Source organism: Pseudomonas baltica (assembly GCF_031880315.1).
In the GTDB taxonomy this organism is placed as follows: domain Bacteria; phylum Pseudomonadota; class Gammaproteobacteria; order Pseudomonadales; family Pseudomonadaceae; genus Aquipseudomonas.
This window is the reverse complement of the sequence record NZ_CP134771.1, coordinates 5796035-5809863: the sequence shown is the minus strand read 5'-3', so window position 1 is coordinate 5809863 and position 13829 is coordinate 5796035. Positions and strand designations below refer to the sequence as shown.

Genomic DNA, 13829 nt, shown 5'->3' with positions numbered 1-13829 from the left:
GGAAACACCTCATGACCCGAAAACCTGCGTTCGTGCTGTGGTTCGTACTGCCCGCAGCAGTGACCGCCATCGGCCTGACCCTCGCGCTGCTGACCGTGCTGCAATACAGCGTGCGGGCTTTTATTCCCGGCTCGCTGGAGGTCGGCGGTTTCACGCTCGGCAACTTCCACGACCTGTTCAAGAGCCTCTATGCCGAGGCGTTCCTGAACACCGTGGCGCTGAGTTTCAAGACCGCGCTGTTCGGCCTGCTGCTCAGCTATCCGCTGGCCTATGCACTAGTGCGTACCCGCGCTGGCTGGTTGAAATCGAGCATTCTGATCATCGCCATCACCCCGTTGTTTCTCGGCGAAGTGGTGCGTACCTATTCATGGATCATCGTGCTGGGCAGCAGCGGCTTTCTCAACAGCCTGCTGCTGGGCATGGGCGTGATCGACACGCCGCTGCAGTTGATGTTCACCCAGACCGGCGTGGTCCTGGCGTTGGTCCACGTGACCATGCCGATCATGGTGCTGATGCTCGCCACCGGGCTGTCGCACATCGACCCGGCCTACGAGAAGGCCGCCACCAGCCTGGGCGCCGGGCCGATCCGCGCCTTTCTTACCGTGACCCTGCCACTGTCGCTGCCCGGTATCGTCGCCAGCCTGACCACGGCCTTCGCCTGGACCTTCAGCGCCTTCGCCACGCCGCAGCTGATCGGTGGCGGCAAGGTCAGCACCATCGCCACGCTGGTGTACCAGCTGGGTTTTTCGTCGCTGAACTTCCCCTTCGCGGCAGCCCTGAGCGTCGCCGGCCTGGTGCTGACCGTGCTGCTGCTGGCCGCGCTCAAGCGCATGACCCGTTCCCTGCACAGCGTTGGAGATCACTGACATGACCCGTTCCCATCGCGACAAATGGCTGGGGTATGCCGGCCGCTTGCTGGTGACGCTGATTTTGCTGTTCGTGCTGCTGCCGACCCTTGTGGTGGTCATCTCCTCGTTCAGCAGTACCGCTGTGTTGTTCTTCCCGCCCAAAGGCTGGTCGTTGCGCTGGTTCCAGCGAGCGCTGAGCTACGATGATTTTCGTACCGGCTTTTACGCCGGGTTGATCATCACCGCCTGGGCTTCGAGCCTCGCGGTGGTGATCGGCACCACCCTGGCAATCGCCATTCACCGCTATGAGTTTCGTTGCAAGCGCGTGCTCGAAGGCGTGCTGCTGTCGCCGCTGTTCATCCCCCACTTCACCATCGGCCTCGGCTTGCTGATGCTGGTGGCGCAGTTCAATCTGGGCCGTGGCTATGCACTGGTGATTTTCTGCCACGTGATTCTGGTGTTGCCGTTCGTGCTGCGCAGCCTGTATGTGTCGCTGCACAACCTCGAGCAGCGGGTCGAGCTGGCTGCGGCGAGCCTGGGCGCTTCGCCGTTGCGCGTGGTGTGGACCATCACCGTGCCGCTGATGATCCCCGGGCTGTTCGGGGGTTGGCTGTTTGCCGCTATTCTTTCCTTCAACGAATTCACCGCGTCGCTGTTCGTCACCACCCAGGCGACGCAGACCTTGCCCGTGGCCATGTACAACTACGTGCGCGAGTTTGCCGACCCGACCCTGGCGGCGCTGTCGGTGATGTACATCGCCGCCACCGCGACCTTGCTGACCCTGGCCAATCGCTTCCTCGGCCTGGGCCGCGTGCTCAACGTCGAAGGCGCGCGCTGACGCGGCCGTTCAATCACTTAGCTGAACAGGATCTATCACCATGACCTTTTCCATCATCGGCCGCTGCGCCGAAACCGGCCAACTGGGCATCGCCGTCAGCTCGTCGAGCATCGCCGTGGGCGCCCGCTGCGCCTGGTTGCGTGCCGGCGTGGGTGCGGTGTCGACGCAGAACATCACCCTGCCCGCTATCGGCACCTACGTGCTGGATGCGCTCGAAGCCGGCGTGCTGCCCGAGCAGGCGCTGGCCTCCGTGCCGGCGTACGACCGCTACAGCCAATTCCGCCAGGTGACCAGCATTGATCACCTGGGTAACACCGCGTTTTTCAGCGGCAGCCAGACCCTCGGTATTTACCATGCCGCGGCCGGTGAGCAGTGCGTGGGCGCCGGCAACATGCTGGCCGACGTCAGCGTGATCGACGTGCTGGTGCAGACCTTCGAGACCGCCGGCGGGCAACTGGCCGATCGCTTGATCGCGGCCATGCAAGCCGCATTGGCCGCCGGTGGCGAGGCCGGCCCGGTGCACTCCGCAGCGCTTAAAGTGGTGGGCGACGTGAGTTGGCCGATCATCGACCTGCGCGTCGACTGGGCCGATCAGGATCCGGTCGGCGCGCTGGCTCGGCTGTGGGCCGATTACAGCCCGCAAATGCAGGACTACCTGACCCGCGCCCTGGACCCGACCCAGGCACCGAGCTATGGCGTACCCGGAGACGAATGAATGAACAGCAAGGCACTGTTGAGCACGCTGATCGGCTTCGACACCACCAGCCGCGAATCCAACCTGCAGTTGATCGCCTTTGTGCGTGATTACCTCAACGCGCACCAGGTGCCCTGCGAACTGATCTTCAATGAAGAACGCAGCAAGGCCAATCTGTTCGCCACGATCGGCGTCGACGATCGCCCTGGCGTGGTGTTGTCCGGCCACACCGATGTGGTGCCGGTTGATGGCCAGCCCTGGACCGTACCGCCCTTCGAGCTGACCGAGCAGCACGGCAAGCTGTACGGCCGCGGCACTGCCGACATGAAGGGCTACATTGCCTGTGTGCTCGCCGCCGTGCCGGCGCTGCTGGCCGAGCCGCTGCGCATGCCGGTGCACATTGCCCTGTCGTACGACGAAGAAGTCGGCTGCCTGGGGGTGCGCAGCCTGCTCGCCGAGCTGGAACACCGCCCGCACAAACCGGCGCTGTGCATCATCGGCGAACCTACCGAGCTCAAACCGGTGCTCGGCCACAAAGGCAAACTGGCGATGCGCTGCGATGTGCATGGCGCTGCCTGCCACTCGGCCTATGCGCCGCAGGGGGTCAACGCGATCGAGTACGCCGCTGAGTTGATCGGCGAACTGGGCCGCATCGGCTCGACACTGCGAGCCGCCCATCTGCAGGACCCGCGCTTCGACCCGCCCTTCTCCACCGTACAGACCGGCGTGATCGGCGGCGGCAAAGCGCTTAACATCGTCCCGGCCGATTGCCGCTTCGATTTCGAGATCCGCAGCTTGCCCGACCAGGACGCCCACGCCGTTGCCCAGCAGTTGCAGGCCTACGCCCGCGAGCACGTCGTGCCGAAGATGCAGGCGGTGAATGCAGGTACCGGGATTCGTTTTTCCGAGTTGTCGTCCTATCCGGGGCTGGCGACCGATGCCCACAGCGAAGCGGCGAAGCTGATTGCCGAGTGCTGTGGCTCCAGCGAATTCACCACGGTGGCCTTCGGTACCGAGGGCGGGCTGTTCGATGCCATCGGTATCCCGACCGTGGTGTGCGGGCCGGGGAGCATGGATCAGGGGCACAAGCCGGACGAATATGTCAGCGTTGCACAGCTGGCGGGGTGTGATCGGATGCTGGAGCGATTGGTTGAGACGTTGCGCGCGTAGCGTTGGCCGGTAGTTTTGGACGGGCAGCACCCTGGAATCTCCCACAGGTGTACGGCGCGGTTCGGCGGCGCAGCGCTCTGTTGCACCGCCACTCCACCACTCACCTACTGTGCCGGCACCGGACAGCCCATGTCCCCTTCCTGGCACTTGAGATATTGCTTCAGTGCCTGAGTGCGCGATGTCGTTTGCGCCGTCAGGCAATTGAGGCGGATCAGCGGATAGACGCTACCACCGCTGACCCCTGAGGCGGCGAACTCGCACTCGGCATCGCGGAAAGTCACCCAGGATCGCTGAGCACCCACCAGCAGTTTCTTAGTGTCGGCATCGGCTTTCAAGCGCTGGGTGATCTGCTGGTAAACACTGTTGAGTGCTTTATCGGCCGCCTGATATTGGCGACCCGCACAGGCATTCATGTCGCCTTGAGTGGTGGCGTTGTCACAGTCGTCGGCATAAGCCAACGGGGTGAGCAGGCATGCCGTCAACGGCAGGAGGCAGAGCAATTTCATGTTGTGTCTCATCTTCAATTCGAACAGGGCCAACACACGGAATTTCATCGGCAATGCACATTGTCGATCAACCAACCGGAAAAAACCGGGCGCGAGAATCCATGGCATTGGCGGTTCTTGATAGCGTTGCGAAGCTCGCTAGCGCATTACGTGCTAACGAATGGGTACCGAAACTTGGAACCTTCAGCCGCCCGAGGCTACCTAATCTCTGCGTGCGCATCTAGCGCATCACCATGGCTGCCTCTTGGGCCTGAGCCGGGCCGTCCAATCGGAGATGTTGAAATGACCGACGTTCATAAAGAAACCATCAAGGTACTCAATGACCTGATCGAGACCTCGAAGGATGGGGAAGCGGGCTTCAAGGATCTGGCTGAACACACCAAAAACGAACACCTGCGCAGCGTATTCACCAGCCGCGCGGCGGATACTGCGAGCGGCGCTGCCGAGCTGCAAAGCCTGGTAAGAGGCCTTGGCGGTGATCCAGAGACCACCACCAGCGTGAGTGCCGACCTGCATCGCCGCTGGGTCGATCTGAAATCGGCAATCACCGGCAAAGATGACGCCGCCCTTCTCAATGAAGCCGAACGCGGTGAAGACGTCGCCAAGAAGAGCTACAGCAAGGCGCTGGAAAATCAGGATCTGACTCCGGACATCCGCGCAGTCATTCAAAAGCAGTATGACGGCGTGCTGCGTAATCACGACCAGATCAAAGCGCTGCGTGATCAGGCCCGCGCTCAGAAATAAATGGATGGCCCGGGCAACCTCAGGTTGCCTGGGCCGCTGTCATACCCGTACGTTTTCATCACCTCCTTGACCGTGCCGCTGGCGTTGCTTGCCGCGCAGATGATCTTCGCAGACATGCTTTTCGCAATATCCGCCCTCCCCCCGCCGCTGTATGCGCTTGAACCCGCCTCGCCTCGATCCACCAGCTTAAACGCCCTTTCCAGAGCCTTCGATCGTACTTATCCGACTCAAGACCAATCTCTACGCACTGTTCTGGCTGATTAAGGCAGCGGTGAAGGCCAGCCCTGAGCGGCCACCGGGAAGTCCGCTTGAACTTCCCGCCAACCCGCCTGCTCACTAGATCACCACTCATAAAAAGGCAGACCGGTCATGAGAGCACTCACCTACCACGGCGCTCACAATGTCAAAGTAGACACCGTTCCCGATCCAGTGCTGGAGCAGCCGGATGACATCATCCTGCGGGTGACGGCCACGGCGATTTGTGGTTCGGATCTGCATCTGTACCGAGGCAAGATTCCCGCAACCGAGCATGGCGACATTTTCGGGCACGAGTTCATGGGCATCGTCGAAGAGGTCGGCGCCGGTGTCACTGCGGTGAGCCGTGGCGATCGAGTGGTCATTCCCTTTGTTATCGCGTGTGGCAGTTGTTTCTTCTGCCAGCTGGATCAGTTTGCGGCGTGCGAAACGACCAATACCGGGCGTGGCGCGATCCTCAACAAGAAAGCCATCCCGCCAGGCGCTGCTCTGTTCGGATTCAGCCATCTGTACGGCGGCATTCCGGGTGGCCAGGCTGAATACGTGCGTGTGCCTCAAGCCAACACGGGGCCATTCAAGGTCCCTGGGGCCTTGGCCGATGAGAAGGTGCTGTTTCTTTCGGACATCCTGCCCACCGCCTTCCAGGCAGTGAAGAATACCGAGATTGGCCAGGGCTCGAGCATCGCGATCTATGGCGCGGGGCCGGTGGGCCTGCTGTGTGCTGCAGTTGCCAGGATGCTCGGCGCTGAACGGATATTCATGGTCGATCACCATGCTTACCGTCTGGCGTATGCCCAGCAAACCTACGGGGTGATCCCCATCAATTTCGATGACGATGATGACCCTGCCGATACCATTATTCGCCAGACCCCGGGTAACCGAGGTGTAGACGGCGTGGTCGACGCCGTAGGCTTCGAGGCTAAAGGCAGCACCACCGAAACCATACTGGCCACGCTCAAGCTCGAAGGCAGTAGCGGCAAGGCACTGCGCCAATGCATCGCTGCGGTCAGGCGCGGTGGCGTGGTGAGCGTTCCGGGCGTCTACGCCGGCTTCATACACGGTTTTCTGTTCGGTGACGCCTTCGACAAGGGCCTGACCTTCCGGATGGGCCAGACGCACGTGCAACGCTACCTGCCTGAGCTGCTCGAGCACATTGAAGCCGGCCGCCTGGCCCCGGAAGCGATCATCACTCACCGTATGTCGCTCGAACAGGCCGCCGAGGGCTACAAGATCTTCGACAAGAAGGAAGAAGAGTGCAGAAAGGTCATTCTGACGCCTGGCAGTACGGTCAGCGACTTACCCGTAAGCGATGTCATTAGCAGTGCGCCGACGGCTTGAGTCAGGGGAGAGATGGATTTCAGGGCTATGGATTTCGTTGAATTGCTGCAATGGCCAGCCATGGCTATCACCGTGCTGGCGGCATGGTTCATGGGTTCGTTGCGCGCGAAGCGCCGGGTAGTCGCATTCTGGTGCTTCACGGCCGGCAACGTCATGTGGGTCGTCTGGGGCTTGGGTCATCACGCCTATGGCTTGATCACACTGGAAGTCATGATGGCGCTGATGAACATGAGAGGCTTGATGAAAAACCTCGGGTTAAGAAAGGCGTCAGCGCACGGATTGTCGGTGCCTCCAAGGTGAGTCAGCTGGACGATGCGATTACCGCGCTGGAGTTGTCGTTGAGCGCTGGAGAAATCAACTGCCTTGAAGCGCGTTATGTGTCGCATGCCGTGACCGGATTTGCCTGAATACCCGGGCGCCAGCTCACTGTGACAGCTGCCTGAGCCAGGCAGCTGCCGCAATGGCCCGGTATTTCAGAGCTTGAAGCTACCCACCAACCCCTGCAGATGAACACCCAGGCGCGCCAGTTCGACACTGGACGAGGCCGTCTCTTCGCTGGCTGCCGAGGTCTGCTCGGAGATGTCGCGCACGTTCAAGACGCTGCGGTTGATCTCCTCGGCGACTGCCGCCTGCTGCTCGGCTGCGGCAGCGATCTGTTGGTTCATGGACTCGATGGAAGACACCGAGCGGCTGATATTCATCAGCGAAGCGCCTGCCCGGCGGGTCAGCTCGACGCTGCTGTCGGTCAGCGTGCGGCTGTTTTCCAACGTGGTGGACACCTGCTGGGTACCTTTTTGCAGGCCGTCGATCAGGCCTTCGATCTCTTCAGTGGAGGCCTGGGTACGCTGCGCCAGGCTGCGCACTTCATCGGCGACCACGGCAAAGCCGCGGCCCGCCTCGCCTGCCCGTGCGGCTTCGATGGCGGCGTTGAGCGCCAGCAGGTTGGTCTGCTGAGCGACGGCCTTGATCACGTCCAGCACGGTGCCGATCTTGTCGCTTTCGCGCTTGAGCTCGGTCATCGCTGTGGTGGAATGCCCTACTTCGGCGGCCAGGCGCTCGATCTGGGTCATGGCCTGGGCCACCACCTCATCACTGTCTCGGGCATCGTTGCTGGCTGTCACGGCCGCCTGCGAAGCTTGTTCGGCGTTGCGTGCGACTTCCTGCACGGTGGCCGCCATCTCGTTCATGGCCGTAGCCACCTGGTCGGTTTCGACCTTCTGACTGTTGACCCCGGCGCTGGTTTGCTCGGTGACCGCCGAGAGCTCTTCGGCCGCGCTGGCGATTTGCACCACGCCATCGCGAATACCACCGATCAGGCCGCGCAAGTTCACCGTCATACTCTGCATGCTGCTTTGCAGCTGCCCCAGTTCGTCACGGCGAGTGACGATCAAGTCCTGGCCCAGATCACCACGGGCAACACGTTCTGCGGCCTCAAGGGTGACCCGCAGCGGGACGACGATCAGGCGAGTGATCAGCCAGGCGGCAAGGATGCCGAATACCAGCGCCAAGGCAGACGCAGCACCCAGCCACAGGTTGGCTTGATTGACGTCGTGGTCGCGTTTGGCAGTCTGCCCCGCCGACAACGCTTTGCTGGCTTGCAGCAAGGCGCCGATGTCGACGTTCAAGGCGTCCTGGGCCTGGCGAGACTTATCTTCGTTCTGCGTTTGCACGGCCTGGGTGAAGTCGCCGAAGTGGGTGCGGTACTGGTCCAGCGCCCGATCGGCCTGATCAACCAGGCGCAGGCTTTCGGGTGTCTCCAATTGGGTACGGATATCGTCGATCTGGCGATCCAGAGTGTCAGCAGCCTTGAGCACCGCCGCAGCGTGCTCGCTGTCGGGCTTCAGCGTGTAGGACAACCGCGCAATGCGCATGTCCCGTGCCTGCTCGTTGAGCTTGGTGATCTCGATCAGCTTGTCGCCGCGCTCACTCAGGGCTGCGAGGCCGCGCCACCCGGTCAAGGCGATCAGCACGGTCAGTACCAATACCAGCGCAAAACCCAGCGTCAGTTTTGCGCGAACGCTGATGTTTCCCAACCCTTTTGCTATCGATCCAAACATCACGCTATCTCTGCTATTGAGTGTCATTGAGCGCGGCGGTCACGCAGTCGTCTGCGGCCCTTCATGCTGGCGTGTAGTGAAACGCCAGCATCGCGATATCAAAATGACACCATGCAAATAGCGTGGTTCCTTTGACGTCAAATTTATTGGGGTCCTTCCCGCTGTGCGGCAAAGATCATCAAGGCGAAGTGACGGTCACCACGTACATGCCGGAGGTAATCGTTCTGCCCGCCTTGTCGACCAGCACATAGTTCTGGTTGTAGTACCGACTGTCGCCTCGGGACTCCTCGATCAGCCGAGCGGTGATCTGGGCATCCTCGACGTTGCCCTGCACTGGGCCGACGCTTTTTACCTGGAAGGTGCTGCCCTGACTGGCGGAGGGACAACGGCTGAGTTCGATGACCGATTGCGCCGAGACAGCTGTGTTGCAACCGACCTCGACGATGCTGCCTTCAAAATGAATGACGCCCTGAGTCGGGAGCGACGCGGCGCTGCAGGCCCCGGCCATCACGAGGCACACAACTGCGGGGAAAGACTGGCGTTTGATATTCATTGGCATGCTCCATGGGGGGTAACCATGGTGTCGCCGGTTTGCTGGAGAACTTGAGGGGTGGTTACAAAGTCATCGGCGGCCTGGGGCTGGGTTACACGGGAGGGCAGCGACATCCCCAAGTGTCACGCTTTTGTGAGCACTGCCCCGCCTTTATTGTGCTAGTCCCCCGCCGCGCAACTTCCTATAGTCAATCCATACCCCGCCGCCGCTTACAAGGATGCGTTCGATGACTGACTTGCACGATCTCTCGGCCTCGCAACTGCTGGCCCTGTACGCCAGCCGGCAGCTGTCGCCGCTCGATTATTACGATCACCTGATCAGCCACGTGCAGCGCTGGGAACCGCAGATCAACGCGCTGTTCGCCTTCGATCCGCACAGCGTGCATGCCCAGGCCCGCGCGGCCACCGAGCGTTGGCACAAGGGCGAGCCCAATGGCCCGCTGGATGGGGTGCCGGTCACCATCAAGGAGCTGATCGCCAGTCAGGGCACCTCGGTTGCGCTGGGTACCGCGGCCACCAGGCTCAAGCCTAGCCTGGTCGATGCACCGCCCGCAGCACGGATGCGCGAGGCCGGGGCGATCCTCTTTGCCAAGACCACGGTGCCGGATTTCGGCATGCTGTCCTCCGGGCTGTCGAGCCTGCACGGCGTGACCCGCAACCCTTGGAACACCGCCAACAACACCGGCGGATCAAGCTCTGGCGCGGCCGCAGCAGCCGCGGCCGGCTACGGGCCCTTGCACATCGGCACCGACATCGGCGGCTCGGTGCGCCTGCCCGCTGCGTGGTGCGGGCTGGTGGGCTTCAAGCCGACCTTGGGACGCATCCCCATCGACCCCTATTACACCGGCCGTTGCGCCGGGCCCATGACCCGCACCGTAGACGACTGCGTGCTGATGATGGAGTACCTGGCCCGCCCGGACCGCCGCGACGCCACCGGGCTGCCGCCGCTGAGCACGCCATGGCGCAACGATCCGCTAAGCGTCAAGGGCCTGAAGATCGGCCTGATGCTCGAACCCGGCGCAGGCCTGCAACCAGAGGGGTTTGTCTGCGAGGCGGTGGAACAGGCCGCGCGGCTGTTCGAAGCCCACGGCGCCAGCGTGCGGATGATCGCGCCGATCATGGACCGCGCGCAGCTCGACGGCCTCGACCGTTTCTGGCAGGCGCGCCAATGGGCCGAACTGTCGGCGCTGAGCCCGCAGCAGTTCGAGCAGGTGCTGCCGTATATCCGCGAATGGGCCGCACCCGGCGAGCAGTTGACTGCCGTGCAAGCGGTGCAAGGCTTCAACCAGACCTTCGAGATGCGTCGCCGCACGACCCAGGTGTTCGAAGACGTCGACCTGATCCTTTCGCCCACCAATCAGGTCAATGCCTTCCCCGCCGAGTGGCCGTCACCGACGCGCAATCCGCGCCAGCCGTTCGAACACATCGTCTTCACCGTGCCGTGGAACATGGGCGAGCAGCCGGCGCTGTCGATCAACTGCGGTTTCGCCGCCGATGGTATGCCCATCGGCCTGCAGATGGTCGCGCCGCGCTTCAATGACCAATGGCTGCTGCAAGTGGCCAAGACCTATGAGAGCTGGCGTGGCGCAATCCACCGCTGGCCGACACCTGCATCCCTCTGACACTGCCCAACCAGACCCGCCGCCCCGCAACGCGACGGGTACCTACGCATGACTTTCAAGGGGCACGTATGCACAGCCAGTCAACGTCTCATGGCACTGCCAGCGGCAAAAGCATCTTTGCCGTGGTGCTGGGCAATGCCGTGGAGTTTTTCGATTTCGGGGTGTACGCCACCTTCGCCGTGATGATCGGCCACACCTTCTTCCCCAGCGACAACGCCTTTCTCAGCCTGATGCTGACGGTCACCGCCTTTGGCATCGGCTTTGTGGTACGCCCGCTCGGCGCGGTGCTGATCGGTTCTTACGCCGACCGCGTCGGACGCAAACCTGCGATGCTGTTGACCCTGGTGATGATGGCCGTGGGCACCGGCAGCATCGCCATCCTGCCGGGCTACGACAGCATCGGCGTCGCCGCGCCGATTTTGCTGGTGCTGACCCGGCTGATTCAGGGCCTGGCCTGGGGCGGAGAAGCCGGCCCGGCCACCACCTATATCCTTGAGGCCGCCCCCGAGCACAAGCGCGGCACCTATGCCTGCTGGCAAGTGGTCGCCCAAGGCGTCGCGGCGATGGTCGCCGGCCTGGTGGGCTACACCCTGACCCGCGTGCTGTCCCCCGAGGACCTCAACAGCTGGGGCTGGCGCGTGCCCTTCGTGTTCGGCCTGCTGGTGCTGCCGATCGGCATCTACATCCGCCGCAACCTGGCCGAGACTTTCCACGGTCAAGGCGAGAGCGCCAGCACTGCCGCCTTGGTGCGCGAAGTCCTCGGCCAGCATCGCCGCGCCCTGGTGCTGGGTTTGCTGATCCTTTCGGGCAGCACCATCACCCAGTACTTCCTCAACTACATGACCACCTTCGCCATCACCGAACTGCACCTGCCCACCGGCATCTCGATGCTCTCCACCCTGGTGGCTGGCGCGGCCATGGCAGTGTGCGCGGTGGCGGGCGGCATGCTCTGCGACCGTTATGGCCGAAAGCGCATTCTGATGATCCCGCGCATTATCCTGCTGCTGGTGCTGTTCCCGGCCCTGCAGTTGATGACCGCGCACCCCAGCCCGAGCACCTTCCTGATCACTTTGGCAGTGCTCTCCGGCCTGCACGGTATGAGCGGCGCGGCGTTGATCGTGCTGCTGGTCGAGAGCTTCCCCAAGGCGGTGCGTTCCACCGGATTCTCGATCGTCTATGCCTTCGGCGTCGCGGCCTTCGGCGGCACCGCACAGATCATCATCACCTGGCTGATCGGCACCACCGGCGATCCGATGTCGCCGGTCTGGTACCTGCTGGTGGCCAATCTGGTGTGCCTAACCTCGGCCTGGTTCGCCCACGAAACACGTCCTACTCAGGCTGCGCAGACAGCCCTTGCGCCAAAGCTCCGAGAAGCCGGCGTACGCTGAACATCCCTCTTTAGCTAGCTGCCCCAACCACTTTTCACGACCGATCCCGGCTGCCCATACAGCAGCCGGGGCGGCCGTCTGACGTCTTCGATTTGGGGGTTCATCATGTTCCAACGGCTTCTGTTCACCGCCACCCTGGCCTGCGGCACCAGCGTGCTGACCGAGACCGCCAGCGCCGACAACGCTCAGGCCCAAGCGACGGGGTTTATCGAGGGCAGCGCGCTGGACCTCAATCTGCGCCATTACTACTCCAGCCAGCACACCAAACGCTCCACCCACCTGGTCATCCAAAAACCCGGCGGCAACCAGCCTACCCGCACTCGCGAGACCTGGGTGCAGACCAGCATGCTCAAATACAGCTCGGGCTACACCCAGGGCCTGATCGGCTTCGGCGTCGACGCCAGCCTGTTCAGCGCCGTGACCCTGGACCGCGGCCACGGCGACGTCGCCAACGGTGGCGACCGCGTGCTGGTCAACGGCAACGGTGACGCACTGCCGACCTGGAGCCGCCTCGGCGTCGGCGACATTCGCCTGCGGGTGTCCGGCACCGAACTCAAGGCCGGCCGCCTGATGACCGAAAACCCCATGCTGCGCTACAAGGACAACCGCGCCCTGCCCTCCAGCTTTCAGGGTGTAGCCCTCTACAGCAACGAATGGGACCGCCTCGCCCTGCAAGCCGGCACCTTCGAGCGCGCCATCCCACGCACCGGCACTGGCGCCGAACGCCTGACCACCACCTTCGGCAACCGCGCCTATACCGGCGAGCGCATCAGCTACATCGGCGGCACCCTCAAGCCCGGCTACGGCCTGGAAGCCAGCCTCTACGCCTCGCGCTTCGAAAATATGTGGGACCAGACTTATCTCGGCATCACCCAGCGCAGCGGCGACAAAGCCAAGGTCGCCCTCAAGACCGCCTTCAACTACTACCACACCCGCGACCAAGGCGATCAGCGCCTGGGCTACATAGACAACAACGCCTACAGCCTGGCCGTGACCGGCACCCACCTGGCCCACAGCGTGACCCTGGCCTGGCAGCAGATCTTCGGCGATGAGTACTTCGACTACGTCTGGGAATCCACCGGCAACTACATGGCCAACTCGCTGTACTCGGACTACAACGGCCCCAACGAAAAATCCTGGCAACTGCGCTACGACCTCGACCTGGCCGCCTACGGCCTCCCCGGCCTGACCGCCACCCTGTGGCACGCCAAGGGCTGGAATATCGATGGCACCCATTACGACGGCGACCGTAATGGCCGCAACACCGGCTACAACGTGCGCGGGCTGGATGGCGCCAAGCATGACGAGAACGGGTTGATGGTGGCGTACACCGTTCAGTCGGGGCGGCTGAAGAATGCGGTGTTGCGTACCATCGTTTACAACCATCGGGCCAGCGGCGGGCAGATTGATGGGAGCTATGACGAGTTTCGGTTGGTGGGGAATGTGCCGATCAATATTTTTTAGGGGGTGAGGCCGTAGCTGCGCATAGCTGCGGCTAGCAATTCCTGGCATAAGATGTGGCCCGTAGTGCGCTTGGGGGTAGCTGTGCTAAGGTGGTGCGCATATGATTTGCACTACTGGCTTAAGCAGGTAACGACCATGAGTAACGGTTTCTGGCACTCGGTTCTGTCTTCATTGACCCCGGCTCCGTCGAAGGAGCTACAAGCGGTGGCCGATCGTCTCAATCGCATGGAAGGTTCGGTTCGGGTGAGCTCCAAAGGCGCGATTCGCGTACAGACCGATGCGATTCTAGAAGATCCCGACTTCATCAAGGCCTGCGCAGAAGCACAATCCGTTATCCGCAAGTCGGCATAACG

13 protein-coding genes and 2 pseudogenes are annotated in these 13829 nt (G+C 62.5%); 11 read left to right on the top strand and 4 right to left on the bottom strand.

The window, feature by feature from the left end; all coding sequences use genetic code 11:
- The first annotated feature begins 11 nt into the window (after positions 1-11).
- Genes REH34_RS26475 through argE form a run of 4 tightly spaced genes read left to right on the top strand, consistent with a single transcriptional unit; the run spans position 12 to position 3550 of the window.
- On the top strand, positions 12-866 hold the full coding sequence (locus REH34_RS26475; RefSeq protein WP_226502049.1) for an ABC transporter permease: 855 nt from the start codon (positions 12-14) through the stop codon (positions 864-866).
- A 1-nt stretch (position 867) separates the two neighbouring features.
- Complete coding sequence (locus REH34_RS26470; RefSeq protein WP_311969773.1) at positions 868-1686, top strand: ABC transporter permease; 819 nt, start codon at positions 868-870, stop codon at positions 1684-1686.
- A gap of 40 nt (positions 1687-1726) precedes the next feature.
- Positions 1727-2401 (top strand): DUF1028 domain-containing protein, encoded by a 675-nt coding sequence (locus REH34_RS26465; RefSeq protein WP_311969772.1) that lies wholly within the window; start codon positions 1727-1729, stop codon positions 2399-2401.
- Positions 2402-3550 (top strand): acetylornithine deacetylase, encoded by a 1149-nt coding sequence (argE, locus tag REH34_RS26460; protein ID WP_311969771.1) that lies wholly within the window; start codon positions 2402-2404, stop codon positions 3548-3550. It abuts the gene before it with no gap.
- A gap of 104 nt (positions 3551-3654) precedes the next feature.
- Here argE and REH34_RS26455 read toward each other — a convergent pair whose 3' ends face one another.
- The gene (locus tag REH34_RS26455) at positions 3655-4056 is read right to left on the bottom strand and encodes a lysozyme inhibitor LprI family protein (RefSeq protein WP_311969770.1); all 402 of its coding nucleotides are present in this window, start codon (positions 4054-4056) and stop codon (positions 3655-3657) included.
- Positions 4057-4338: 282 nt separating this feature from the next.
- Here REH34_RS26455 and REH34_RS26450 point away from each other — a divergent pair, with 282 nt between their 5' ends.
- The 3 genes from REH34_RS26450 (at position 4339) to REH34_RS26440 (ending at position 6693) form a co-directional block, all read left to right on the top strand.
- On the top strand, positions 4339-4800 hold the full coding sequence (locus REH34_RS26450) for a PA2169 family four-helix-bundle protein (protein ID WP_226502817.1): 462 nt from the start codon (positions 4339-4341) through the stop codon (positions 4798-4800).
- A 369-nt stretch (positions 4801-5169) separates the two neighbouring features.
- On the top strand, positions 5170-6393 hold the full coding sequence (locus REH34_RS26445; RefSeq protein ID WP_311969768.1) for a zinc-dependent alcohol dehydrogenase: 1224 nt from the start codon (positions 5170-5172) through the stop codon (positions 6391-6393).
- Positions 6394-6420: 27 nt separating this feature from the next.
- Complete coding sequence (locus REH34_RS26440) at positions 6421-6693, top strand: hypothetical protein (RefSeq protein ID WP_311969767.1); 273 nt, start codon at positions 6421-6423, stop codon at positions 6691-6693.
- 173 nt (positions 6694-6866) lie between these two features.
- Here REH34_RS26440 and REH34_RS26430 read toward each other — a convergent pair.
- From REH34_RS26430 to REH34_RS26425, 3 genes and pseudogenes are all read right to left on the bottom strand, one after another.
- Positions 6867-7985: pseudogene (locus REH34_RS26430) on the bottom strand (methyl-accepting chemotaxis protein); the annotation flags it as partial.
- A gap of 87 nt (positions 7986-8072) precedes the next feature.
- Positions 8073-8450: pseudogene (locus REH34_RS30400) on the bottom strand (methyl-accepting chemotaxis protein); the annotation flags it as partial.
- Positions 8451-8628: 178 nt separating this feature from the next.
- Positions 8629-9003, bottom strand: coding sequence for a type 1 fimbrial protein (locus REH34_RS26425; RefSeq protein WP_226502040.1), 375 nt, complete (start codon positions 9001-9003; stop codon positions 8629-8631).
- Between the two features lie 226 nt (positions 9004-9229).
- Between REH34_RS26425 and REH34_RS26420 the strand changes: the two genes are divergently transcribed.
- The 4 genes from REH34_RS26420 (at position 9230) to REH34_RS26405 (ending at position 13827) form a co-directional block, all read left to right on the top strand.
- Positions 9230-10624, top strand: coding sequence for an amidase (locus REH34_RS26420; RefSeq protein WP_311969764.1), 1395 nt, complete (start codon positions 9230-9232; stop codon positions 10622-10624).
- 68 nt (positions 10625-10692) lie between these two features.
- Positions 10693-12012, top strand: a complete 1320-nt coding sequence (locus REH34_RS26415) for a citrate-proton symporter (RefSeq protein ID WP_311969763.1) — start codon at positions 10693-10695, stop codon at positions 12010-12012.
- Positions 12013-12117: 105 nt separating this feature from the next.
- A complete protein-coding gene (locus REH34_RS26410) occupies positions 12118-13476 on the top strand; it encodes an OprD family outer membrane porin (RefSeq protein ID WP_311969762.1) in 1359 nt (452 codons plus the stop codon).
- A 135-nt stretch (positions 13477-13611) separates the two neighbouring features.
- Complete coding sequence (locus REH34_RS26405; protein ID WP_311969761.1) at positions 13612-13827, top strand: hypothetical protein; 216 nt, start codon at positions 13612-13614, stop codon at positions 13825-13827.
- The last annotated feature ends 2 nt before the right edge of the window (positions 13828-13829 follow it).

What these genes read in the sequence shown, in the direction of transcription:
- REH34_RS26415 (WP_311969763.1), top strand. Translation starts at nt 10,693, where the DNA reads ATGCACAGCCAGTCAACGTCTCATGGCACTGCCAGCGGCAAAAGCATC.
- REH34_RS26445 (WP_311969768.1), top strand. Translation starts at nt 5,170, where the DNA reads ATGAGAGCACTCACCTACCACGGCGCTCACAATGTCAAAGTAGACACC.
- REH34_RS26470 (WP_311969773.1), top strand. Translation starts at nt 868, where the DNA reads ATGACCCGTTCCCATCGCGACAAATGGCTGGGGTATGCCGGCCGCTTG.
- argE (WP_311969771.1), top strand. Translation starts at nt 2,402, where the DNA reads ATGAACAGCAAGGCACTGTTGAGCACGCTGATCGGCTTCGACACCACC.
- REH34_RS26440 (WP_311969767.1), top strand. Translation starts at nt 6,421, where the DNA reads ATGGATTTCGTTGAATTGCTGCAATGGCCAGCCATGGCTATCACCGTG.
- REH34_RS26455 (WP_311969770.1), bottom strand. Translation starts at nt 4,056, where the DNA reads ATGAAATTGCTCTGCCTCCTGCCGTTGACGGCATGCCTGCTCACCCCG.
- REH34_RS26405 (WP_311969761.1), top strand. Translation starts at nt 13,612, where the DNA reads ATGAGTAACGGTTTCTGGCACTCGGTTCTGTCTTCATTGACCCCGGCT.
- REH34_RS26425 (WP_226502040.1), bottom strand. Translation starts at nt 9,003, where the DNA reads ATGAATATCAAACGCCAGTCTTTCCCCGCAGTTGTGTGCCTCGTGATG.
- REH34_RS26450 (WP_226502817.1), top strand. Translation starts at nt 4,339, where the DNA reads ATGACCGACGTTCATAAAGAAACCATCAAGGTACTCAATGACCTGATC.
- REH34_RS26475 (WP_226502049.1), top strand. Translation starts at nt 12, where the DNA reads ATGACCCGAAAACCTGCGTTCGTGCTGTGGTTCGTACTGCCCGCAGCA.
- REH34_RS26410 (WP_311969762.1), top strand. Translation starts at nt 12,118, where the DNA reads ATGTTCCAACGGCTTCTGTTCACCGCCACCCTGGCCTGCGGCACCAGC.
- REH34_RS26420 (WP_311969764.1), top strand. Translation starts at nt 9,230, where the DNA reads ATGACTGACTTGCACGATCTCTCGGCCTCGCAACTGCTGGCCCTGTAC.
- REH34_RS26465 (WP_311969772.1), top strand. Translation starts at nt 1,727, where the DNA reads ATGACCTTTTCCATCATCGGCCGCTGCGCCGAAACCGGCCAACTGGGC.